Here is a 22,314-nt window from a genome sequence, read left to right as displayed (position 1 = left end):
ATTGGTTTATGGGTACTGATGAGAACGTTCGTGCTAGTCGTCATTGTGTCTTCCGCATGCATGTCCACTTGGTTTGGTGACGAAGTACCGGCACAAGGTTTTCACCGCCCGGCACCTGACGCGGTGTGAGGAGATCATGCGAGCCGTGTGCAAGGACTTCGAGGCCGAGCTGGTCGAGTTCAACGGCGAAACAACCACGTCCGCCTGCTCGTGAACTTCCCGCCGAAGGCCGCCGTGTCCAAGCTGGTCAACAGCCTCAAGGGCGTATCTTCCCGGCGGCACGAGCAGCAGGTCGCGCAGCGAGTCGCTGATGTCGCAGCTGGCGCAGGTGGCGGTCAGCTCCTCGACGAAGAACGGGTTGCCCTCCGAGCGCTGGAAGATCTGGTCCACCAGCTCGCGGGGCGGCTCCGGCACGCCCTGGATGCCCGCTATCTGGCCGCGCACCTCCTCCTTGTTCAGCCGGGGCAGCTCCAGGCGCCGCACGGTGCGCAGGCGGTCCACCTCGGCCAGGAACGGGCGCAGCGGGTGGCGGCGGTGAATGTCGTCGGAGCGGTAGCTGGCGACGAGCACCAGGCGGGCGTGGTGCAGGGAGCGGAAGAGGTAGGCCAGCAGCTCGCGGGTGGAGCGGTCGGCCCAGTGCAGGTCTTCCACCGCGAGCACGAGGGTGCGCTCGCGGGAGAGGGACTCCAGCAGCCGGGCGGTCAGCTCGAAGAGGCGGGCGCGTCCGTCCTCGTCGTGGAACTGGTGGGTGGGTTCGCCCACTTCGGGCAGCAGCCGGGCCAGCTCGCCCTCTTGCCCGGCCGCGGCGGCCGTCAGCTCGTCGCCCAGCCCGCGGTGCAGCGAGCGCAGCACGGTGGAGACGGGGGCGAACGGCAGCCCGTCGGCACCGATCTCGATGCAGCCGCCGAGCGCGGTGACGGCGCCGGTGCGGCGGGCGGCGGTGAAGAACTCCTCCAGCAGCCGCGTCTTGCCCACCCCGGCCTCGCCGCCTACCACCAGCACCTGCGGCTCGCCCGCGGCAGCGCGGGCGAGCGCGTCGGTGAGCTGGGTCAGTTCGGCGTCTCGGCCGACGAACACGGGGCTGATGCTGGAGGCGTGCACGTCGCCGAGCATCGCATAGGGCGCGGACATCGGGGCAAGGGTTTTCGCGCCGGGCGGAGCGCTCAGGCGGCCTTGGTCCAGCGCTCGCGCAGGCGCGCGGCGAGGCTCTCCTGCCGTGCCGTGTCCTTGCGCTGCCGCCGTACGGTGTTGATCAGACGCTGCTGTTCGGCCTCGGCACGCAGCTGGGCGATGCGGGCTTGGTGGGCCAGGATCTCCTGATACATGGTGGCTCCCCCTCGTCAGGCTTGCGGTGTGACACCGTCAAGACTGCGCTCTGAGGTAGCCACGGCGGATCGGGTGACTGCCCGATCTTGGTGCCCAGGACGCCTTAGGTGAGGCGGCGGCGTGCCTTAGGTCTTAGTGCCGCGTCAGCCAAGGTTCGCCCCGTCGCGACGCCCGGCACGGCGCCTCGCGGCGTTGCCGAATCGACCGAGTAGGCCCACTACGAGGCCGATCCGGCGCCTTGCGATGCACCGCACCGGACGCCGCTCCTTAACGGGCAAACCCTGACTGACGCGGCACTGCCGGGGTGGCGCCCGGCGGGCGGCGGGGCGGCTCCGCGCACGCCGGACGGGCTGGACCCAGCGGTCCAGCCCGTCCGGTGTTCCAGGGGTGCGTGCCGGTCAGCCCTGGGCGCCCAGTTTCTCCAGGATCAGCTCGCGGACGCGGGCGGCGTCGGCCTGGCCCCGGGTGGCCTTCATGACCGCGCCCACCAGCGCCCCGGCTGCCGCGACCTTGCCGCCGCGGATCTTGTCGGCGATCGCCGGGTTGCCCGCGATCGCCTCGTCCACGGCGGTGCCGAGCGCGCCCTCGTCCGAGACGACCTTCAGCCCGCGCGCCTCGACCACCTGGTCGGGGTCGCCCTCACCGGCGAGGACGCCCTCGATGGTCTGCCGCGCCAGCTTGTCGTTGAGCGAGCCCTCGGCCACCAGCGCGCACACCCGGGCGACCTGCTCGGGTGTGATGGGCAGCGCGGACAGCTCGGTGCCGTCCTCGTTGGCGCGCCGGGCCAGTTCGCCCATCCACCACTTGCGGGCCTGGTCGGCGGGGGCACCGGCGGCGATGGAGGCCAGGATCGCATCCAGCGCACCGGCGTTGAGCACGGACTGCATCTCGTGCTCGGAGATGCCCCACTCCTCCCGCAGCCGGTTGCGGCGCAGCCGGGGCAGCTCGGGCAGGCCGCCCTTGAGCTTCAGCACCCACTCGGGTGACGGCGCGACGGGCACGAGGTCGGGCTCGGGGAAGTAGCGGTAGTCCTCCGCTTCCTCCTTGACCCGGCCGGAGGTGGTGCTGCCGTCGTCCTCGTGGAAGTGGCGTGTCTCCTGCACGATGACGCCGCCGCCGCCGAGGACGGCGGCGTGCCGCTGGATCTCGTAGCGGGCGGCGCGCTCGACGCTGCGCAGCGAGTTGACGTTCTTGGTCTCGCTGCGGGTGCCGAAGCGCTCCGCGCCCTTGGGCATCAGCGACAGGTTGACGTCGCAGCGCAGCTGGCCCATCTCCATGCGGGCCTCGGACACGCCCAGCGCCCGGATCAGCTCCCGCAGCTCGGCGACGTAGGCACGCGCGACCTGTGGCGCCCGCTCCCCCGCGCCGGTGATCGGCTTGGTGACGATCTCGATGAGCGGGATACCGGCCCGGTTGTAGTCGAGCAGCGAGTGCGAGGCGCCGTGGATGCGGCCCGTCGCGCCGCCGATGTGCGTCGACTTGCCGGTGTCCTCCTCCATGTGCGCGCGTTCGATGCCGACGCGGAAGACCTCGCCGTCCTCCAGCTGCACGTCGAGGTAGCCGTCGAAGGCGATGGGCTCGTCGTACTGGGAGGTCTGGAAGTTCTTCGGCATGTCCGGATAGAAGTAGTTCTTCCGGGCGAAGCGGCACCACTGCGCGATCGAGCAGTTCAGCGCCAGGCCGATGCGCACGGCGGACTCGACGGCCGTGGCGTTGACCACGGGCAGCGAACCGGGCAGGCCGAGGCAGGTGGGGCAGGTCTGCGCGTTGGCCGGGGCGCCGAGGGCGGTGGCGCAGCCGCAGAACATCTTGGTACGGGTGCCGAGTTCAACATGGACCTCCAGGCCCATGACGGGGTCGTAGGAGGCCAGGGCGTCCTCGTACGACACCAGGTCGGTGACGGTCACGGTGGTGGAGCCTTTCCGGGTCAGTCGCCGGTGAGGATGTCGTCGCTGTTCCAGTTGCGCAGCTCGCGCAGCAGGATCAGCACACCGGTGGTGATGGCCGCGGCCGAGATGACGGCGTCGGCGAGCACGAGCGTGTCCTTGTCGCTGCGCGCCTGCTTGACCTGCTTGGCGACGCTGATCGCGCCGAACAGCGAGGTGCCGATGGAGATGTAGGTGCCAGCCTTGGACTTCTTGTAGCGGCGGGCCTTCTTGATGGCGTTCACAGGACGGGTGCCTCCTCAAGCAGCGGGTGCCCCCACCGGGTGTGGAAGGCGGCTTCGACGGCGGCGCCTACCCGGTAGAGACGGTCATCAGCCATGGCGGGCGCGATGATCTGCAGGCCCACCGGAAGCCCGTCCTCCGGGGCCAGGCCGCAGGGCAGCGACATGGCGGCGTTGCCGGCCAGGTTGGACGGGATGGTGCACAGGTCGGCGAGATACATCGCCATCGGGTCATCGGCGCGCTCGCCGATCGGGAACGCGGTCGTCGGCGTCGTCGGGGACACCAGGACGTCCACGGACTCGAACGCCCGCTGGAAGTCGCGGGTGATCAGCGTGCGCACCTTCTGCGCGGAGCCGTAGTAGGCGTCGTAGTAGCCGGAGCTGAGCGCGTAGGTGCCCAGCATGATGCGGCGCTTGACCTCGGCGCCGAAGCCCTCCGCGCGGGTGATCGCGGTGACCTCCTCCGCGGAGCGGGTGCCGTCGTCGCCGACGCGCAGGCCGTAGCGCATGGCGTCGAAGCGGGCCAGGTTGGAGGAGCACTCACTCGGCGCGATGAGGTAGTAGGCGGCGAGCGCCTTGGTGAACGAGGGGCAGGAGATCTCCACCACCTCGGCGCCCAGTTCGCGCAGCAGGTCCACCGATTCGGTGAACCGCCGCATCACCCCGGCCTGGTAGCCCTCACCGGAGAACTCCGTGACGACGCCGACGCGCAGCCCGCGCACGTCACCGGAGCGGGCGGCCTCGACCACGGCCGGGACGGGCGCGTCGATGGAGGTGGAGTCCAGCGGGTCGTGCCCGGCGATCACCTCGTGCAGCAGCGCGGCGTCCAGCACGGTGCGCGCGCAGGGGCCGCCCTGGTCGAGGGAGGAGGAGAAGGCGACCATGCCGTAGCGGGAGACGCCGCCGTAGGTCGGCTTGACACCCACGGTGCCGGTGACGGCGGCGGGCTGGCGGATCGAGCCGCCGGTATCGGTGCCGACGGCCAGCGGCGCCTGGAAGGAGGCCAGCGCGGCCGAGGAACCGCCGCCGGAGCCGCCCGGGATACGGGTGAGGTCCCACGGGTTGCCGGTGGGGCCGTAGGCGCTGTTCTCGGTGGAGGAGCCCATGGCGAACTCGTCCATGTTGGTCTTGCCCAGGATGACGACGTCGGCGTCCCGCAGGCGCCGGGTGAGCGTCGCGTCGTAGGGCGGGAGCCAGCCTTCGAGGATCTTGGAGCCGACGGTGGTGGGCATGCCCTCGGTGGTGAAGATGTCCTTCAGCGCCAGGGGCACCCCGGCCAGCGGACCCAGCCGCTCGCCCGCGGCGCGCTTGTCGTCCACGCGGCGGGCGGCGGCCAGCGCGCCTTCGCGGTCCACGTGCAGGAAGGCGTGCACCTTCTCGTCCACGGCCTCGATGCGGGCCAGGTGGGCTTCGGTCACCTCGACGGCGGTGTTCTCGCCGCTGGCGACGCGCTCGGCGGTCTGCGCCGCGGTGAGCTTGGTCAGATCGGTCATCTCGCTCACTCCTCACCCAGGATCTGCGGCACCTTGAAGCGCTGCTGCTCCTGCGCGGGCGCGCCGGAGAGCGCCTGCTCGGGCGTCAGGCCCGGACGGACCTCGTCCGGGCGCATGACGTTGGTCAGCGGCAGCGGGTGGGAGGTCGGCGGCACGTCCTCGCCTGCGACCTCGGAGACGGCGGCGACCGCTCCGATGATGTCGTCCAGCTGACCGGCGAAGTGTTCGAGCTCTTCGGCGCTCAGCTCTAGGCGCGCCAGCTTCGCGAGGTGGGCGACCTCCTCGCGGGTGATGCCAGGCATGCGGCGGTTCCTTAAGGGGTTACGGGCATGAGCTTGCGCCCCAATCCTATGCGCGGTGCCGCTTGGCCCGGGACGCCGACAGCAGCGTGGGAGGCCAGGCGGGCTGACCGGGATCGTGCGCACCGCGCGGCGCCCGTCCCCGGGCGGGGGCTGCCGCTACGCCGTGGTCCCCTTGGCATGGGTGGTGAGGCCCGCGGGACGGGAAGGGCGTGAGGGGTGGGCGTCGGTGGCCGTGGGCGCCACCTCGCGGGCGCGCAGCCAGGCCGTGGTCTCCGCCGGAGGCATCGCCGCGGCCACCAGCCAGCCCTGCACCGCGTCGCAGCCCAGGTCCCGCAGGCGTTCCCAGGTCTCGTCGTCCTCCACGCCCTCGGCGACGACGAGCAGGCCGAGGGAGTGGGCGAGATCGACGGTGCAGCGCACGATCTCGGCGTCCTGGCTGTCCACGGCGAGGCGGGCCACGAACGAGCGGTCGATCTTCAGCTCGCTGACGGGCAGTCTGCGCAGGTGGACCAGCGAGGAGTAGCCGGTGCCGAAGTCGTCCAGCGACATCTTCACCCCGTGCCCGGCCAGCCCGGCCAGGGTGTCGGCGGCCTGCCGGGGCTCCTCCAGTAGCACGTGCTCGGTGATCTCCAGCTGGAGCGCGGACGCGGGCACGCCGTGCCGGGCCAGCCGGGCGGCCACCGCCCCGGCGAACCCCGGGGTGTGGACGTCGCGCGGGGAGACGTTGACGGCGACGGGCACGGTGAGCCCGGCCGCCCGCCACCGCGCGACCTGCCCGAGCGCGGTCTCCAGCACGTGTTCGGTCAGGCGCGGCATCAGGCCGGAGCTCTCGGCGATGGCGATGAAGGTGTCCGGGGCGACCCGGCCGCGCTCGGGGTGGTTCCAGCGCACCAGTGCCTCCAGCCCCGTGACCTGCCCGTCGAAGCGGACCTTCGGCTGGTAGTGCAGCTCCACCTCGCCCACCTCCAGCGCGCGCCGCAGGTCGCCGAGGAGGCCGAGGCGGTCCACGGTGTTGCCGTCGCGCGTGACGTCGTAGACCTCGACGCCGCTGCGGTCCCGCTTGGCCTCGTACATCGCCACGTCGGCGCGGCGCAGCAGGCCCTCGGCCTCGCGGGCGTGGTCGGGGAAGACGGCGACGCCCGCGCTGGCCTCCAGCACCAGGCTGTGCCCGTCCAGGTGCAGCGGTGAGCTGAGCGCGCTGACGACGGTGCGGGCGGCGCGCTGGGCGCTGGTGGTGGAGACCGCCAGCGGCAGCAGCACCGCGAACTCGTCCCCGCCAAGCCGGGCCACCTCCGCGCCGCGCGGCAGGGCGCTGCGCAGCCGGTCGGCGACCTGGAGCAGCAGCCGGTCCCCGGCGAGGTGGCCGAGGGTGTCGTTGACGGAGCGGAAGCGGTCGAGGTCGATCAGGACGAGCGCGGCGCGGGCACCGGCCCGGTCGGCATCGTGCAGGGCGGACCAGGTGCGTTCCATCAGCCACAGCCGGTTGGGCAGGCCGGTCAGCGGGTCACGCAGCTGCTCCTCGGCCCGGACGCGGGCGATCCGCAAGGTGGAGTCCAGCGCGATTAAGGGGACGGCGAACAGCGGCAGCACCACCGGCCGGGCGTGGGCGACGACGACGATCAGCGGCGAGATGCCCATCAGCGCGACACAGGTCAGGCCGTGCCGCAGGAGGGCGGTGCGGGCGGCGCTGGGCAGCGCGGGGCGCGGGTTCACGCTGTACCACTGCAGGGCCCGGGTGACCAGGAGGTAGGTGCAGGCGATGGCCGTCATCTCGGGCACGGCGGCCCAGTGCCAGGTGTCCGGGGTCCACGGCCGGTCCACCGAGGTGTGGTGGCCGAAGGCGGCCATGACGAGCGCGGCGGCGGCGAGGCCGAGGATGTCCACGGCGCCGTGCAGGGCGGCCTGCCCCGGGCGGCGGTGCCGGGCCAGACCGGCGACGAAGACGACGGCGACGCTGACCAGCACCGCGGGCATCCACCCATACAGCAGCAGGATCGCGAGGGTGAGGGCGGCGCCGGAACCGGTGCCGCCCCACCAGCGGGCCCGGCCGACCAGCACCAGGTGGGCCACGACGAGGCCGCTGAGCACCGCCAGCGCCCAGCCGGCGCGGGAGCCGGGGAAGAGGGCGTCCCCGCGCCCGGCCTGGTAGCCGCACAGCACCAGCACGAGACCCGCGGCCAGGAGCACGGCACCGGGCAGGCCGGGCACCCGGGCCAGCAGGGCACGCCGCATCCACGAGCCGTGCTCGGCCGGGCTACTCCGGCCGGTACCGGGGCACTGCCCGGTGCGGGTCAGCTCGCTGCGGCGGAGCTCGGCGCGGACCGGGGCGGGGCCGGAGGGGCCGGGCGACGGTACGGCGGGGAGGGCGGGCGCGGCCGGGGGCCGGGGCGGACGGCTCTGGCCGCCGCCACGGTCTTCGGGTGTCTGCTGCATGCGCGTCCCTCTCACGGCCGTCGGTGCACCGCGCCACGGCAGGCGCCCGTCTTCCACAGTAGGCGTGAAACGGTGTCAGGGGCACCGATCGACCACGGTTAGCCGCCAGGTTGGCTAATTGTCCGTCACCTACCGTGCAGGAACGGGCGGTTACCGAAGGGATTCCTACCTCGTACGGTCGTTCGGACGGTGCGTCGGGTAACCGGTCGGCAGCGCGCCAGCCCCGCCGCCCCCACCCCCTCGGGCCTCGCCTCACCCCGCCGGTCCCGCCTCGCTGGTCCCGCCTCGCTGGTCCCGCCCGGCCTCCGGCGGCTCCCGTCGGCCATGCCCGCCCGGGACGCCTCAGCCCGCGTCCGCGGGCGTGTCCTCCGGCGGGTTGACGGCGACCTCCCGGGCGGCGTCCGGGCCCTGCTCCAGCAGCACGGCGAACCCGGCGTCGTCCAGGACCGGCACCCTCAGCTGAACGGCCTTGTCGTACTTGGAGCCGGGGTTGTCGCCGACGACGACGAAGCCGGTCTTCTTCGACACCGAGCCGGTCACCTTCGCGCCGCGCTCTTGCAGCGCCTCCTTCGCGCCGTCCCGCGTGTACTGCTCCAGGGTGCCGGTGACGACGACGGTGACGCCATCGAGCGGGCGGGGGCCGCGCTCGGCACCGCCCTCCTCGGCCATCCGCACGCCCGCCGCCCGCCAGCGCTCGACGATGTCGCGGTGCCAGTCAACGGCGAACCAGTCCTTGAGGGAGGCGGCGATGGTCGGGCCGACGCCTTCGGTGTCCGCCAGCTCCTGCTCACTGGCCTCGGCGATGCGGTCGATGGAGCCGAACTCGCGGGCCAGCGCCTCGGCGGCGACCGGGCCGACGTGCCGGATCGACAGCCCGGTGATGACGCGGGCCAGCGGCCGCTCGCGGGCGGCCTTGATGTTCTCCAGCATCGCCAGGGTGTTCTTGCGCGGCTCGCCCTCCTGGTTGGCGAACAGCGTGACGATCTTCTCCTCGCCCGTCTCCGGGTCCCGCTTGGGCAGGCCGCTGTCCGGGTCGATCACGTAGGACCTGATGGGCAGCAACTGATCGACGGTGAGGTCGAACAGGCCGCCCTCGTCCTTCAGCGGCGGCTGGTCGGGCTCGACGGGCTGGGTGAGCGCGGTGGCCACGACGTAGCCGAAGTGTTCGATGTCCAGGCACTTGCGGCCCGCGAGGTAGAACAGCCGCTCGCGCAACTGGGCCGGGCAGGAGCGGGCGTTGGGGCAGCGCATGTCCACGTCCGCCTCCTTGGACGGCGCCAGCGGCGTGTGGCACTCATCGCAGCGCTCCGGCATGACGAACTCTTGCTCACTGCCGTCCCGCAGGTCGGCCACCGGGCCCAGGATCTCCGGGATGACGTCGCCCGCCTTGCGCAGCACCACGGTGTCACCGATCAGCACGCCCTTGGCCTTGACCACGTCCTGGTTGTGCAGCGTGGCGAACTCCACCTCGCTGCCCGCGACCGTCACCGGCTCGACGACGGCGTACGGCGTCACCCGGCCGGTACGGCCCACCCCCACCCGGATGTCGAGCAGCTTGGTGTTGACCTCCTCCGGGGGGAACTTCCACGCGATGGCCCAGCGCGGCGCGCGCGAGGTGGAGCCGAGGCGGCCCTGCAACGGGATCTCGTCCAGCTTGATCACGGCGCCGTCGATCTCGTGGCCCAGCGCGTGGCGTCTGCGGCCGGAGTCGGCGATGAACTCCCTCACCTCTTCGAGTGAACCGGCCAGGCGGTTGTGCTCGGGAGTGGGCAGGCCCCAGCCGCGCAGCAGCTCGTACGCCTCGGACAGCCGGGCCAGGCTCAGGCCCTCCAGCGCGCCGATACCGTGCACCAGCATGCGCAGCGGGCGGGTCGCCGTCACCCGCGGGTCCTTCTGGCGCAGCGAACCGGCCGCGGCGTTGCGCGGGTTGGCGAACGGCGGCTTGTCCTCCGCCACCAGCCGGGCGTTCAGCTCCTCGAACCGCTCCATGGGGAAGAACACCTCGCCACGGATCTCCACCAGATCCGGCACGCCTTCCCCGTGCAGCCGCTCGGGAACACCGGCGATGGTGCGCACGTTCGGCGTGATGTCCTCACCCGTGCGGCCGTCCCCGCGCGTGGCGGCGCGGGTGAGCCTGCCGTGCTCATAGGTGAGGTTGACGGCCAGGCCGTCGATCTTCAGCTCGCACAGGAAGTGGTAGGGCACCTCACCCAGTTCGCGGGCGATGCGCTCGGCCCAGGCGGCCAGCTCCGCGTCGTCGAAGGCGTTGTCCAGCGACAGCATGCGCTGCCGGTGCGCGACCTCGGTGAACTCCGTCTCGTACCGCCCCGCCACCTGCTGGGTGGGCGACTGCGGCGTGCGCAACTCGGAGTACCGCTCCTCCAGCGCCTCCAGCTCCCGCAGCAGGCGGTCGAACTCAGCGTCGGAGACGACGGGGGCGCTCTTCACGTAGTACCGGAAACGGTGCTCGTCCACCTGCTCCGCCAGGCGCTTGTGCTCCTCCCGCACCTCGGCGGGCACACTCGTCCGCTGTTCGGCAGCCACCGTCTCCTCCTCCGTCCCCGGGGCCGCAGCCCCCGCCCGTCTGCCCAAGATCTGTTCGCCAGACCCGTCACCCTGACCCGTCACTCAGGGTTGTCCGCGAGCGATCTCGCCGCGCGGACGCAGTGCGCCAGCGCCTCACGGGCATATGCCGGTGAGGCGCCCGCCAGACCGCACGCCGGGGTGATCACCACCGACTCCGCGAGGAGCCCGGGCGACAGCCCCAGCCGCCGCCACAACGACCTGACACCCATGACGCTACCGGCCGGGTCTGACAATGCCGTGCCGCTCGCCCCGGCGCCGGGCACGACACCCGCGAACAGCGCGGTACCGCCCTCGACCGCCGTACCGATCGCCTCGTCGTCACGTTCGGTGAGCAGTGCGGCGTCGAAGGAGACGCCGGTGGCGCCCGCCCGGCGCAGCAGCGCGAACGGCACGTCCGGGGCGCAGGAGTGCACCACGACCGGCGCGTCCCCGGCGGCGGCCACCAGCTCCGCCAGCCCGTCGCGCACCACCGCGCGGTCCACCGCCGGGTGGGTCCGGTAGCCGCTGGCGGTCGGCACCCGCCCGGTGAGCACGGCCGTCAGCGAGGGCTCGTCCAGCTGGAGCACCGGGCGTGCCCCGGGCACCCGGCGGCGCAGCTCGGCCAGGTGGGCGCGCACGCCTTCGGCCAGCGAGGCCGTCAGGTCGCGGCAGGCACCGGCGTCACCGAGCATCGCCTCGCCGCTGCGCCGCTCCAGCATGGCCGCAAGCGTCCACGGACCGGTGACGGCGACCTTCAGCGCGCCCGCGTAGTCCTGGGTGAACTCCTCCAGCGCGTCCAGGTCCTCACCCAGCCAGGCCCGCGCGCGCCGGGTGTCGCGCCCGGGCCGGTCGCTGATCCGCCACCCGCTGGGCTCCAGGTGCGCGTACAGCTCGACCAGCAGCCCGGTGGTGCGTCCGATCAGGTCCGCGCCCGGGCCGCGCGCGGGCAGCTCCGGCAGGTGCGGCAGGTGCACGGGCGGCTCCAGGGAGCCCGTCACCGTACGCGCCGCCTCCCGCGCGTCCGTCCCCGGCATGGACCCGACGCCGCTGGCCGCGCCCGGCCCCCAGCTGAACCTCGACTCGTTTCCGCTCACCCCCGCAGCCTACGAGCGCGCGGGGACGGCCGTCCCACGAGGTCAGCGCGCGGCCCGCTCCTGCCCGGCAGCGGGCGAGCAGGGGACGTGCGGACAGCGGCGTGCGGGTGGCACGCGGCAGCGGCGGCCGGTGTCAGCCGGTCGGGCAGCGGCGGCCGGTGTCAGCCGGTCGGGCAGCGGCGGCCGGTGTCAGCCGGTGGGGCGGGCGGACGGCCGGTGTCAGGCGGTGGGGCGGACGCTGAGGTCGGTGATCTCGGTGCCGCGCGGCAGGTCCAGCGCGGTGAGCACCGTGCGGGCGACCGACTCCGGGCTCATCCACGCCTCCTCCCGGTACGCCTTGCCCTCCTGCCGGTGCACCTTCTCCTGCATCGGCGTCGCCGTCCGCCCCGGGTAGACGCTGCTGACCCGCACCCCGTGGCCCGACTCCTCCGCCCGCAGCGCGTCGGCCAGTGCCTTCAGCCCGTGCTTGCTGGCGGCGTAGGCGCTCCACTGCGGGTTGGCGCGCAGCCCGGCCCCGGAGTTGACGAACACCACGTGGCCCCGGGCCAGGCGCAGCTGAGGCAGCAGCAGGCGGGTCAGCTCGGCGGGGGCGACGAGGTTCGCGGCCAGTGTCGCCTGCCACACCTTGGGCGTCAGCTCCCCGACCTCGCCCAGGTCGCAGACGCCAGCGCTGTGCACCACCGAGTCCAGCTCGCCGGGCAGCTGTTGGTGCCCGAACGCCCAGGACAGGCGATCGGGGTCGGCCAGGTCGCCCACGAGCGTGTGGACGGCGCCGCCCGCGGCCTCGGCGGCCGGGGTGAACTCCTGCGCGAGCTGCCGGGCGCGTCCGGCGTCCCGGGCGAGCAGCCACAGGGCGTCGCCGCGCGCCAGCAGCGCGCGGGTGAGCGCGGCGCCGATGCCGGAACCCGCGCCGGTGATCAGATGCGTTGCCATACGGCCACCCTAGGACGGCCTCCGGGCCGGGCGGCGACGCGCCCTGTGCCCCGATTGCCGCACGGGTGCGCCCGTCCGGTGGCAGCGCTCCCCGAACTGGTGAGAATTCGATACAAGGCGTCACGTACAGCACACATCACCGGAAAACACGTGGAGTCACGTCCATGACCAACATGACCTTCAGCACCCGCGACCTGGGCATAGACCTGGGCACCGCCAACACCCTCGTGTACGCCCGCGGGCGCGGCATCGTTCTCAACGAGCCGTCTGTCGTGGCTGTTGACTCCCGCACCGGCCACGTGCTCGCCGTCGGGCACGAGGCGCGCGAGGCGGTGGGCCGCACCCCGGGCACCATCGTCGCCACCCGGCCGCTTCGGGGCGGCGTCGTCTCCGACTACGAGGCCGCCGAGGGCATGCTGCGGCACTTCATCACCAAGGCGCGGCGCAGCCGCAGCCGGGCGCCACGCGTGGTCGTGTGCACCCCGAGCGGGGTGACCGGCGTCGAACGCCGGGCCGTGCTGGAGGCCACCTCCCGGGCGGGCGCGCGCTCGGTGCACCTGATCGAGGAGCCGATGGCCGCCGCGATCGGCGCCGGACTGCCGGTGTACGAGCCGTGCGGGTCCATGGTCGTGGACATCGGCGGCGGCTCCACCGAGGTCGCCGTCATCTCGCTGGGCGGCATGGTCGTCGCCCGCCACTCCCGCGTCGCCGGTGACGCGCTGGACGCGGCGATCGCGGCCTACGTGGAGAAGCAGCACACCATCACCGTCGGCGAGCGCACCGCCGAGCAGATCAAGATGACGCTCGGCACGGACGCCCAGATGGTCATCCGGGGCCGCGACAAGGTCACCGGCATGCCCAAGACGGTGCAGCTGGACAGCGAGGCGATCCACGAGGCCATCGAGCCGCCGGTACAGGCCATCGTCGATGTCGTGTGCGGGGCGTTCGACGCCTGCCCGGCCGAGCTGTACGGCGACATCATGGAACGCGGCATCGTCCTGACCGGGGGCGGCGCCCTCCTGCACGGCCTGGACGACCGCCTCTCGCGCGAGACGGGCATGCCGGTCACCGTCGCCGACGAGCCGATGACCTGCGTCGCCGTGGGCACCGGGCGCTGCCTGGAGGACTTCGCCCGGCTGGAGACGGCCTTCGCCGCCCCCGCCACCGTCGCGGTGGCGTGAGCCCGGCGGACCTGGGTACCCGCGTGGACGGAAAGGCGCATAGCCGCGCAAAGCAACGTGCGAGCAAGGAGTGAGGTGGGCGGATGTACACCGTGAAGAGCACCCTGCCGGAGCAGGACCTCAAGGTGGTCGGTGAGGCGCTACAGGGCGCGCTGGTCGATCTCGTGGACCTCTCCCTGGTGGCCAAGCAGATCCACTGGACCGTGGTGGGCCCGCGCTTCCGCACCGTCCACCTCCAGCTCGACGAGGTGGTGGACACCGCCCGCCAGTACTCCGACACGGTCGCCGAACGCGCCTCAGCCCTCGGCCTGGCACCGGACGGCCGGGTGGGCACCGTGGCCGAGGACAGCGGCATCGACCACGTGGTGGACGGCTGGCAGCAGGACACCGACGCCGTCGCCACCATGACCAGCGCCCTGGAGACCGTCGTCCGCCGCATGCGCGAACGCATGGCCGCCGCCGGCAAGGCGGACCCGGTGACCGAGGACATCCTCATCACCCTCACGGGCGACCTGGAAAAGCACCACTGGATGTTCCAGGCCGAGCACAAGCAATAACCCCGACCTGCGCCGTCGCCGCCCCGCCCAGCGCACCGCGGACGGGGCGGTGCGCGCACGCAGTGCCCGGTCGGCTCACCGTGCCTCAGCGGATGACGCGGGCGTAAATCCTCGCCGTGCTGGCGAAGAAGAACGTGACCCCGTCGTGCCCCGGGCGGTTGCCCGGCCGGGGAGATCACACGGTGACGTCGAGGAGTTCCGGAGAGCCGGAACGGCCCACCAGCCCGGCCATGAACTGCTCTTCCGGCAGCCCGGCGGCGGGCACCGCATCCGGGTGGAACGGCCGCTCGGCCTCGGTGACGTTCTCCGGCTCGTCGTACCGGTCGCCGTCGCGGGGCTGGGCGATGAACTGGTACCGCACGTCCCGTCCTTCCAGCTTCACGGACAGGCCGTAGGGGTAGGTGGTGTCACCGCTGTCCCGCAGAGTGGTGGTTGCACCGACCTGAGGATTGCTCTGGGCGAGTTCCAGGACGAAGGTTTCGAAGCGCTGTGGACGCATCTGGGAGCGTTCCTTCCGTCTGCGGCCCGTCACTCTACGAACCGGGCTCTCAACGCGCAGGCGATCCCGCGGACTGTCGTCAGATCGAGTAGGACGGCAACGACGGGAAGCCGCACTGAACTCCGCACAGGTCAGCGGAGGTCCAGTTCGGCCCAGACCGTCTTGCCCACCGTGCGCGGCGTGACGCCCCAGCGGGCGGCCAGGTGTTCCACGATGAGCAGGCCACGCCCGAACATCTCATCGTCAGCCGCCTTACGTGGCCTGGGCTGCCGCTCGCCCCGTGGGTCGCTGACCTCGATGCGCAGCGTCAGCGCCGTCAACATCAGGCGCACTCGGAAATGCCGTCCGGGTAGGCAGCCAAACAGCAGCGCGTTGCACGCGAGTTCGCTGACGATGACCGCCGCGTCCCCCGCGAGTCCGGCATGCCCCCACTCTCCCACCAGCCGCGCCGCCCGCCGCCGCGCCAACTGCACGCTCCCCGGATACGGCGTGTAGTCCAACTGGTCCTCGCGTTCGATCCCACCCGCAGGGCGCCGTAGTGCGTCCATGACTGCCCAACCTCTCGAAGTAGGCAACTGTGACGGCAGCCAACCCACTTACCGGTGGGTGACTCTGACACCACGCAAGGTAGCTGCATATCTATTCGGGAGCAATGGTCTTTGAGAATATCTTCCCCGAACGATTCGACTCGGCCGGACCCACAAGGCACACTGCTGACGTGAACCAGCGGGCACAGCAAGGGAACCGGGTCTCCACCGTCCTCGGCCGCAAGCTCGGCAACGAGCTGCTTCGGCTCCGAGACGCCGTCGGACGAACCCAGCAGCAGGCAGCCGGGGCGCTCAGCGCCACGGCTACGAAGGTCGTCAAGATGGAGCGCGGGTGGGTACCCATCCGCGACCCTGATGTACGGGCGCTGTGTGACTTCTACGGAGTGGAAGACCCCGCGCTGGTCGCCTCATTGCTCAATCTCGCCAGACTGGACCGCGAACGCCGCAAGGCGAGGGGATGGTGGCAGCACCTGCCGAACTCGGGATCGCTGAGCGAGTACATCGCCATGGAAGACGCCGCGAGTCACGTACGCACCTGGCAGTTGGCATGCATCCCAGGCTTGCTCCAGACCGCCGAGTACGCGCGCGCCCTCGTAGCGGGCGAAGGGGCCTGGGAGGACCCCGACGAGATCGAGCGCATGGTAGACGTCAGGTTGCAACGCCAACGTCGCCTGCGCGACGAGAGTCCTCTGCAAGTGTACGCAGTGGTGTGGGAGGCGGCTCTGCGTCAGCTCATTGGCGGCCCACAGGTGATGCGCGCCCAGCTGGCCCACCTTCTGGAAGTTGCCGCGCTCCCCACCGTGCGGCTTCAGGTACTTCCCTTCCAGGCTGGCGCGCATGCCTGTGCTGGCAGTTCCTTCACCATCATCGGCTTCGCGGCGGAGGAGGCGGCCGATGTCGTCCACTCGGATACGATCGGGTCCACGGTGTGGGTGGAGAACGAGGACGACAGCTCCAGGTACCGCATATTCTTCGATCGCACCGCCAGGCAAGCGCTCGCCCCGAACGATTCCCTGGCTCTGATCGATGGCCTTCGCGAGGAGTTGTGAGCACGTGCCCAGTTTTGTGTTCTTCAAGTCGAGCTACAGCACTGGCAGCGGGGAGTGCGTGGAGGTGGCCGTCAACGTGCCGAACACGGTGGCGGTCCGGGACTCCAAGGTCAGCGACGGCCCGCGCCTCCTCGTGACGCCCGCCGGGTGGGGCTCCTTCCTCGCCCACCTCACCCACCGGCCCGGTTCCTGAGCCGTGCCCAACGTCACCTGAAGCAGGCACCGGGAAGGCCAGACCGGCACACGGGGCAGCTACTGGAACAGTCGATGACGATCAACGGCGTTCCCGCCCGCCCTCGATGGCGTCGAGAACGTCGGCTGTGCTGAGCTCGGTCCGGGTTCCTCGCTCCAAGCGCGCGGCCATCTCCGCGAGGGTGGGCTTGGCGGCTTCCCGGGAGAGAAGCTCCTGGGCATACCCCTGGAGCGACGTGCCCGCCTGCGCGGCGCGGACTTTCAGGGCATTGAGTGTCTGCTCCGGGACATCCCGGCTCGTGATCGCGGTCATGCTTTCCATCTCGCAGCAGCGCAGGCACTATGCAGGCTTTTCGGTCTCGCCCGTCACCACCCACGGCGGCCTGCCGTGCCAACGCCTCATCGGGAGCCGTAGGGCTACCCTGTGGCCGTGATCACGTTGATGACGTATGCCGGGGCTGTGGCGCCGGACGCGGTGGGGGTGCGGACGGGTGGGGTGCCGTTGGCGCCGGCGGGGTTCGCGTGGCCGGAGTGTGCCACGTGCGGTGGAGCGATGCAGTTCCTGTCGCAGCTGCCGTTGGCCAGCGGGACGGTGCTGACGGTGTTCATGTGCCAGAACCAGCCCGGGCAGTGCGAGGAGTGGGACCCGTGGGCCGGGGGGAACCGGGCTTTCCTCTGGCCCGGGGAGGAGCTGGCCCCGGTCGCGCCGCCGGATGAGGGCGTGACGCGGCTGGGTGAGGTGTCCGGGGTCGCGTGCGTGGACGTGGAGGCCGCCACCTACTTCGACGCGTCCACCGAGTGGGCGAAGGAGAACCAGCGGCCGGTGCGTGAGGTGCTGGGCCAGCGGGGCGGGGAACCGGAGTGGGTGCAGGGGGAGGAAACGCCCGACTGCCCGGGGTGCGGCGAGGTGATGCCGTTCGTCGCCCAGTGGGAGGAGGGGCGGGATCACCGCACCTCCGCCAACTTCGGCGGGGGCGGCAGTGGTTACACCTTCGCCTGCGAGGCGTGCGCGCGGGCGGTGTTCCTCTGGCAGTGCTGACGCGTGGCAGTGCTGGTGCGGCGGCGGGTCAGGATGCGCGCTTGCGGCTTGCCGTCTTCTTCGCGGTGGTCTTCTTCGCCGTCGTCTTCTTGGCCGTGGACTTCTTCTTGGCCGCCTTCTTGGCGGTGGTTTTCTTCTCCGTCGTCGCCTTCTTCGCGGTGGCCTTCTTCGATGCTGACTTCGGCGCTGTGCCCGCCCCCGCATCCGCATCCGCATCCGATGCTGTCTTTCGCGCGGACTTCTTCTCCCCCGGCTCCGCCGCACGCCTGAGGTGGGTGACGGTGGCGGACTCCGTGGGCTCCCGTTCGCCGCTGCCCGCGCTCCCCCGGGCCTCGCGGGCGGCGGCGACGCTGGTCTCCAGTGCGGCCATCAGGTCAATGACCTTGCCTCCGCGCGGTTCGGCGGGCGCCTCCTCGGGTGTGCGGCCCTCCTGCTTGGCCTCGACCAGCTCCTGCACCGCTGCCCGGTACTCGTCGTGCAGGTCCTCCCAGTCGAGGTCGCCGAGGGAGTCCATGAGGGTTTCGGCGAGGTCCAGTTCCGCGTCCCGGACGGAGACGTCAGCCGAGGGGGCGAGGCCGCTGGCGGAGCGGACCTCGTCGGGCCAGAGCATGGAGTGCAGCACGAGGGTGTCGTCCAGGGCGCGCAGCAGGCCCAGGGACTCGCGTCCGCGCAGGGCGAACTTGGCGACGGCCGCCTTGCCGCTGCGCTGGAGCGCCTCGCGCAGCAGGACGTAGGGCTTGGCCGCGGCCGTGGTCTCGGTGCTCAGGTAGTAGGCGCGGTCGAGCTGGATCGGGTCGATCTCGGCCAGGGGGAGGAAGGAGAGGATCTCGATGGTGCGGGCGGTGGGCAGCGGAAGGGACGCCAGGTCCTCATCGGTGAGCAGCACGGTGGTGCCGTCCTCCGCTGTGAACCCCTTGCCGATCTCCTCCGGCGGCACCTCGACGTCCTCGGTCTCGCACACCTTGCGGTAGCGGATGCGGCCGCCGCAGTCGTGGGCGGTGTGCACCTGGTGGAAGCTCACCGCGTGGTTCTCGGTGGCGCCGTAGAGCTGGATCGGGATGCTGACGAGCCCGAAGGAGATCGAGCCCTTCCAGATGGACCGCACGTCATCACTCCTCGCCGGGCGCCGGACCGCTCACGGACCACCGCCCACGGGTCCGCTATGTCACCTCTTGCGCATACTTCATGGGATTATCAGCGTATGCCGCCTGTGACGAACGTGGCGGGCCGACAGCTGGCCCTCAGCAACCTGGACAAGGTGCTCTACCCGGACGGCACCACCAAGGGCGAGCTGCTGCACTACTACGCCACGTGTGCTCCCGCCCTGCTGCCGCACCTGGCCGGGCGGCCGCTGAGCTTCCTGCGCTATCCGGACGGAGCCGAGGGCGGCGTGTTCTTCGCCAAGAACGTGCCGCCGGGCACGCCCGAGTGGGTGAGGGTCGCCGAGGTCCCGCGCACCCGGCGCATGACCGGGCGGCAGGTGGTCATCGACGACCTGCCGTCGCTGATGTGGGCGGCGAACCTGGTGACGGAGCTGCACGTGCCGCAGTGGCGCGCCCACGACCCCGCCCGCGCCGACCGGCTGGTCCTGGACCTGGACCCGGGGCCGCCCGCGACCATCGCCCAGTGCTGCACCGTCGCCGCGTGGCTGCGTGAGCGGCTGGCCGAGGACGGGCTTCAGGCGTGGCCGAAGACCTCCGGCGGCAAGGGGCTGCACCTGCTGGCGGCGCTGGAACCGGCCTCGTCCCAGGCGGTGAGCGCCTATGCCCGGCGGCTCGCGGCCCGGGCGGAGCGGGAGCTGCCCACGCTGGCGCTGCACCGCATGGACCGTGCGCTGCGGCCGGGCAAGGTGTTCATCGACCACAGCCAGAACAGCGCGGCGAAGACGACAGCCGCGCCCTACACGGCACGCGCCCGGGGACGCTCGGCGTTCGTCTCGGCGCCGCTCACCTGGGACGAGGTCGCGGCGGGCGCGGAGGGCGCGGAGCTGGCCCGCACCATCGCCGACGTGCTGGAGCGCGTCGAGGCCCACGGCGACCTGTTCGCACCGCTGCTGACCGGCCCCGCGCCCACCCTGCCAGCCCGCGGGTAGCCGTACCGCTCGCGGCGGGCCCGGAGGCGCCGAGCACCGCGCGCGGCTCATTAGACTGACCGGACCATGGTCTACCTCGATCACGCCGCCACCACGCCCATGCTGCCGGAGGCGGTATGGGAGCTGGGCGAGCAGCTCACGCGCACCGGAAACGCCTCCTCCCTGCACGCGGCCGGGCGCCGGGCGCGCCGTACCGTCGAGGAGGCCCGGGAGCGGCTGGCCGGGGCGCTGGGTGCCCGGCCCAGCGAGGTGGTGTTCACCTCGGGCGGTACGGAGGCCGACAACCTGGCTGTCAAGGGCCTGTACTGGTCCCGGCGGGCGGCGGACCCCAGGCGCACCCGGGTGCTGGCGAGTCCGGTGGAACACCACGCCGTGCTGGACGCGGTGCACTGGCTGGCCGACCACGAGGGCGCCCGTGTGGAGTGGCTGCCGGTGGACTCGGTGGGGCGCGTCGAGCCCGACGCCCTGCGCGCCGCGATAGCCCGCGACCCCGGTGACGTCGCGCTGGCCACCGTGATGTGGGCGAACAACGAGATCGGCACGGTGCAGCCGGTGTCCGCGCTGGCCGGGGTGGCCCGGGAGTTCGCGGTGCCGCTGCACTGCGACGCCGTGCAGGCGCTGGGCCAGAGCGAGGTGGATTTCGGCGCGAGCGGCCTGTCCGCGCTGGCCGTCAGCGGGCACAAGGCGGGCGGCCCGTACGGGATCGGCGCGCTGGTACTCGGGCGCGAGCTGAAGCCCGAGGCGCTGCTGCACGGCGGTGGTCAGGAGCGGGACGTGCGGTCGGGCACGCTGGACGTCCCGGCGATCGCGGCGTTCGCGGTGGCCGCCGAGCTGGCCGCGGCCCGGCAGCCGCGGTTCGCCCGCGAGGTGGGGGCGCTGCGGGACGCGCTGGTGGCGGCGGTGCGCGCGGCCGTCCCCGACGCCGTCCTGGGCGGCGACCCGGACCCGGCCGGGCGGCTCCCGGCCAACGCGCACTTCGCCTTCCCCGGGTGTGAGGGGGACTCGCTGCTGCTCCTGCTGGACGCCCAGGGCATCGAGTGCTCGACGGGCTCGGCGTGTACGGCGGGCATCGCGCAGCCCAGTCACGTCGTCCTGGCCACCGGCGCCGATCCCGAACTGGCGCGCGGCACACTGCGCTTCTCGCTGGGGCACACTTCGACGCGGGCGGACGTGGCGGTGCTGGCCGAGGCGATCGGTCCGGCCGTCGAGCGCGCCCGCAGCGCCGGTCTGAGCTGACCGGCGCCGGTGCGCGCACCCGTACGCGCGGGTGATCCGTTACGTCCGCTGCCTTGCGGGGTAGACGAAACGCGATCACGGTGATAGCCGATGTTGTCGAAGGGAAGCACCATGAGCTCGAACCCTCCTCCCCCGCAGGACCCCGGCCCCTACGGCCAGAACCCGGGCTACGGGGGGCCGAAGGACCCGCATGGCGGTGCCGAGGGGCCGGGCGGCGGGACCGGTCCGCAGGACCCTGGCCCCGGTGGGGGCGGCTACGGTTACCCGGGCGGCGGCCAGGGCGGACCGCCCCGGTACGGCGACGGCGGCACCGGCGGCCCGGGCGGCCCCGGCGACCCGTACGGCCCGGGCCCCGGCGGGTACGGCGGTCAGGGTTACGGCGGCCCGCCGCCGAGCCCGAAGAACGGTTTCGGCATCGCCGCGCTGGTGCTCGGCATCATCGCCGTGCTGCTGTTCTGGACCGCGATCGGCGGCATCCTGCTCGGTCTGCTGGCGGTGATCTTCGGCATCCTGGGCTGGCGGCGCAAGAAGCGCGGTGAGGCGACGAACGGCGGTATGTCGATCATCGGCCTGGTGCTGGGTGCCGTGGCGATCATTGGTTCGGTCATCGTGCTCATCGCCGGTATCGCCCTGTTCAGCAGCGAGGAGTTCTCCAACCTCACCGACTGCTTGCAGCAGGCGGAGACCCAGGCGGAGATCGACGAGTGTGAGCAGGAGTTCAACAGGCAGTTCAACTGACGGATCAGCGGAGAAGTCGGCGGGTCACCCGCTGACCGGAGTGCTGGACGGCCCGCCGGACGGCCCCTGGGGCTCCGGCGGGCGCGGCACCGGCCGGGCGTCACGCACCATGCGCAGGTAGCGCTCCCAGTCCCAGTGCGGGCCGGGGTCGGTGTGGGTGGCGCCCGGCACCTCGTTGTGCCCGACGATGTGCTCGCGGTCCTTCGGAATGCCGTACCGGTCGCAGATGTCGGCGGTCAGGGTGGCGGAGGCTCGGTACATGGCGTCGGTGAAGTCCTCCGGGTTGTCCACATAGCCCTCGTGCTCGATGCCGATGCTGCGCTCGTTGTAGGACCGGTTGCCCGCGTGGTAGGCGACGTCCAGTTCCCGTACCGCCTGCGCGACCTGGCCGTCGGAGGTGCGCACCACGTAGTGGGTGGCGGCGCCGTGGCCGGGGTCGGTGAACACCTTGAGCGCCACGGCGTAGCTGCCCTGGATCACGTGGATGACGACGCGGTCGATGGTGTAGTCGTACGGTCGGCTGGCCAGCCGCCAGTTGGCGCCGGACGCGGCGACCCACTCGGCGCCGGGGAAGTCCACCTCGCCCTCGGTGCGCGGTAGCGCGTTGCCGGGCATCGAGTACCACAGGCCGCGCAGCTCGTCCCGGTACGCGTATCCGGCCCCGCCGAGCGCCACAGCGGCGCCGCCGCCGAGCAGCAGAGCCCGTCGGCTGACTCCGCGCTGCTGGTCGGGCCCTGCGGTCATGCGGCGTCCCCCTGCTGCGGTGGTGAGCGTCGTTCCCCCTCTTAACGCGGTCCGGCAAGGACCGGTTCCACGGACGCGGGCGGAAAGCCGCCTCTCGGACGGCGTTCGGGAACCCGGGCAGAGCCC

Annotated in this window: 22 protein-coding genes and 2 pseudogenes; 9 read left to right on the top strand and 15 right to left on the bottom strand. The window is 72.2% G+C overall.

The features are described from left to right. Nucleotides 1-8 precede the first annotated feature (8 nt). Nucleotides 9-276, top strand: a pseudogene (gene tnpA / locus JJV70_RS05580) (IS200/IS605 family transposase); the annotation flags it as partial. A gap of 3 nt (nucleotides 277-279) precedes the next feature. Here tnpA and JJV70_RS05575 read toward each other — a convergent pair. The 10 genes and pseudogenes from JJV70_RS05575 to JJV70_RS05530 all read right to left on the bottom strand — a co-directional run. Continuing rightward, a pseudogene (locus JJV70_RS05575) lies at nucleotides 280-1,113 on the bottom strand (AAA family ATPase); the annotation flags it as partial. 50 nt (nucleotides 1,114-1,163) lie between these two features. Further along, on the bottom strand, nucleotides 1,164-1,325 hold the full coding sequence (locus JJV70_RS05570; RefSeq protein ID WP_219046577.1) for a hypothetical protein: 162 nt from the start codon (nucleotides 1,323-1,325) through the stop codon (nucleotides 1,164-1,166). A 399-nt stretch (nucleotides 1,326-1,724) separates the two neighbouring features. After that, on the bottom strand, nucleotides 1,725-3,233 hold the full coding sequence (gatB, locus tag JJV70_RS05565; RefSeq protein ID WP_219046576.1) for an Asp-tRNA(Asn)/Glu-tRNA(Gln) amidotransferase subunit GatB: 1,509 nt from the start codon (nucleotides 3,231-3,233) through the stop codon (nucleotides 1,725-1,727). A gap of 20 nt (nucleotides 3,234-3,253) precedes the next feature. Further along, on the bottom strand, nucleotides 3,254-3,496 hold the full coding sequence (locus JJV70_RS05560) for a hypothetical protein (protein ID WP_219046575.1): 243 nt from the start codon (nucleotides 3,494-3,496) through the stop codon (nucleotides 3,254-3,256). Then, entirely contained in the window at nucleotides 3,493-4,986 is a 1,494-nt protein-coding gene (gene gatA / locus JJV70_RS05555) for an Asp-tRNA(Asn)/Glu-tRNA(Gln) amidotransferase subunit GatA (RefSeq protein WP_219046574.1), read from the bottom strand. The genes JJV70_RS05560 and gatA overlap by 4 nt, the downstream gene beginning before the upstream one ends. A 5-nt stretch (nucleotides 4,987-4,991) precedes the next feature. Beyond that, nucleotides 4,992-5,288, bottom strand: a complete 297-nt coding sequence (gatC, locus tag JJV70_RS05550) for an Asp-tRNA(Asn)/Glu-tRNA(Gln) amidotransferase subunit GatC (protein ID WP_219046573.1) — start codon at nucleotides 5,286-5,288, stop codon at nucleotides 4,992-4,994. A 156-nt stretch (nucleotides 5,289-5,444) separates the two neighbouring features. Next, on the bottom strand, nucleotides 5,445-7,721 hold the full coding sequence (locus tag JJV70_RS05545) for a putative bifunctional diguanylate cyclase/phosphodiesterase (RefSeq protein WP_374227250.1): 2,277 nt from the start codon (nucleotides 7,719-7,721) through the stop codon (nucleotides 5,445-5,447). A 342-nt stretch (nucleotides 7,722-8,063) separates the two neighbouring features. Beyond that, nucleotides 8,064-10,265: an NAD-dependent DNA ligase LigA gene (gene ligA, locus JJV70_RS05540; protein ID WP_219046572.1), complete on the bottom strand. Its 2,202-nt coding sequence runs from the start codon at nucleotides 10,263-10,265 to the stop codon at nucleotides 8,064-8,066. Between the two features lie 80 nt (nucleotides 10,266-10,345). Next, on the bottom strand, nucleotides 10,346-11,320 hold the full coding sequence (locus tag JJV70_RS05535; RefSeq protein ID WP_219046678.1) for a methionine synthase: 975 nt from the start codon (nucleotides 11,318-11,320) through the stop codon (nucleotides 10,346-10,348). 279 nt (nucleotides 11,321-11,599) lie between these two features. Continuing rightward, on the bottom strand, nucleotides 11,600-12,313 hold the full coding sequence (locus JJV70_RS05530; RefSeq protein WP_219046571.1) for an SDR family oxidoreductase: 714 nt from the start codon (nucleotides 12,311-12,313) through the stop codon (nucleotides 11,600-11,602). Nucleotides 12,314-12,486: 173 nt separating this feature from the next. Here JJV70_RS05530 and JJV70_RS05525 point away from each other — a divergent pair, with 173 nt between their 5' ends. Then, on the top strand, nucleotides 12,487-13,494 hold the full coding sequence (locus tag JJV70_RS05525; protein WP_219046677.1) for a rod shape-determining protein: 1,008 nt from the start codon (nucleotides 12,487-12,489) through the stop codon (nucleotides 13,492-13,494). 83 nt (nucleotides 13,495-13,577) lie between these two features. After that, complete coding sequence (locus tag JJV70_RS05520) at nucleotides 13,578-14,051, top strand: Dps family protein (protein WP_219046570.1); 474 nt, start codon at nucleotides 13,578-13,580, stop codon at nucleotides 14,049-14,051. A 175-nt stretch (nucleotides 14,052-14,226) separates the two neighbouring features. Here JJV70_RS05520 and JJV70_RS05515 read toward each other — a convergent pair whose 3' ends face one another. Both JJV70_RS05515 and JJV70_RS05510 read right to left on the bottom strand, forming a co-directional pair. Further along, nucleotides 14,227-14,550, bottom strand: coding sequence for a hypothetical protein (locus JJV70_RS05515; RefSeq protein WP_219046569.1), 324 nt, complete (start codon nucleotides 14,548-14,550; stop codon nucleotides 14,227-14,229). A gap of 131 nt (nucleotides 14,551-14,681) precedes the next feature. After that, nucleotides 14,682-15,098 carry an ATP-binding protein gene (locus JJV70_RS05510; protein ID WP_219046568.1) on the bottom strand — a complete coding sequence of 139 codons (417 nt, stop codon included), beginning with the start codon at nucleotides 15,096-15,098 and terminating at the stop codon, nucleotides 14,682-14,684. Between the two features lie 170 nt (nucleotides 15,099-15,268). Between JJV70_RS05510 and JJV70_RS05505 the strand changes: the two genes are divergently transcribed. After that, nucleotides 15,269-16,147 (top strand): helix-turn-helix transcriptional regulator, encoded by an 879-nt coding sequence (locus JJV70_RS05505; RefSeq protein ID WP_308294690.1) that lies wholly within the window; start codon nucleotides 15,269-15,271, stop codon nucleotides 16,145-16,147. Between the two features lie 4 nt (nucleotides 16,148-16,151). Then, on the top strand, nucleotides 16,152-16,340 hold the full coding sequence (locus tag JJV70_RS05500; protein WP_219046566.1) for a DUF397 domain-containing protein: 189 nt from the start codon (nucleotides 16,152-16,154) through the stop codon (nucleotides 16,338-16,340). Between the two features lie 81 nt (nucleotides 16,341-16,421). On the opposite strand, the gene JJV70_RS05495 is transcribed toward JJV70_RS05500, so the two are convergent. Beyond that, nucleotides 16,422-16,652, bottom strand: a complete 231-nt coding sequence (locus JJV70_RS05495) for an antitoxin (RefSeq protein WP_219046565.1) — start codon at nucleotides 16,650-16,652, stop codon at nucleotides 16,422-16,424. A 240-nt stretch (nucleotides 16,653-16,892) separates the two neighbouring features. Here JJV70_RS05495 and JJV70_RS05490 point away from each other — a divergent pair, with 240 nt between their 5' ends. After that, a complete protein-coding gene (locus JJV70_RS05490; RefSeq protein WP_257573422.1) occupies nucleotides 16,893-17,378 on the top strand; it encodes a hypothetical protein in 486 nt (161 codons plus the stop codon). A gap of 28 nt (nucleotides 17,379-17,406) precedes the next feature. Here the strand turns inward: JJV70_RS05490 and JJV70_RS05485 are convergent, their stop codons facing one another. Next, nucleotides 17,407-18,483 (bottom strand): Ku protein, encoded by a 1,077-nt coding sequence (locus JJV70_RS05485; protein WP_219046564.1) that lies wholly within the window; start codon nucleotides 18,481-18,483, stop codon nucleotides 17,407-17,409. A 96-nt stretch (nucleotides 18,484-18,579) separates the two neighbouring features. Between JJV70_RS05485 and ligD the strand changes: the two genes are divergently transcribed. From ligD to JJV70_RS23150, 3 genes are all read left to right on the top strand, one after another. Further along, complete coding sequence (gene ligD / locus JJV70_RS05480) at nucleotides 18,580-19,470, top strand: non-homologous end-joining DNA ligase (protein WP_219046563.1); 891 nt, start codon at nucleotides 18,580-18,582, stop codon at nucleotides 19,468-19,470. A gap of 66 nt (nucleotides 19,471-19,536) precedes the next feature. Further along, nucleotides 19,537-20,706, top strand: a complete 1,170-nt coding sequence (locus JJV70_RS05475) for a cysteine desulfurase family protein (protein WP_219046562.1) — start codon at nucleotides 19,537-19,539, stop codon at nucleotides 20,704-20,706. Nucleotides 20,707-20,817: 111 nt separating this feature from the next. Continuing rightward, on the top strand, nucleotides 20,818-21,444 hold the full coding sequence (locus tag JJV70_RS23150; RefSeq protein WP_219046561.1) for a DUF4190 domain-containing protein: 627 nt from the start codon (nucleotides 20,818-20,820) through the stop codon (nucleotides 21,442-21,444). Between the two features lie 24 nt (nucleotides 21,445-21,468). Here the strand turns inward: JJV70_RS23150 and JJV70_RS05465 are convergent, their stop codons facing one another. Then, entirely contained in the window at nucleotides 21,469-22,188 is a 720-nt protein-coding gene (locus JJV70_RS05465) for an N-acetylmuramoyl-L-alanine amidase (RefSeq protein WP_219046560.1), read from the bottom strand. Between the last annotated feature and the right edge of the window lie 126 nt (nucleotides 22,189-22,314).

The sequence above is a fragment of the Streptomyces sp. JJ66 genome (assembly GCF_019303495.1).
In the GTDB taxonomy this organism is placed as follows: domain Bacteria; phylum Actinomycetota; class Actinomycetes; order Streptomycetales; family Streptomycetaceae; genus Streptomyces.
This window is presented reverse-complemented; position numbering and strand designations above follow the sequence as displayed.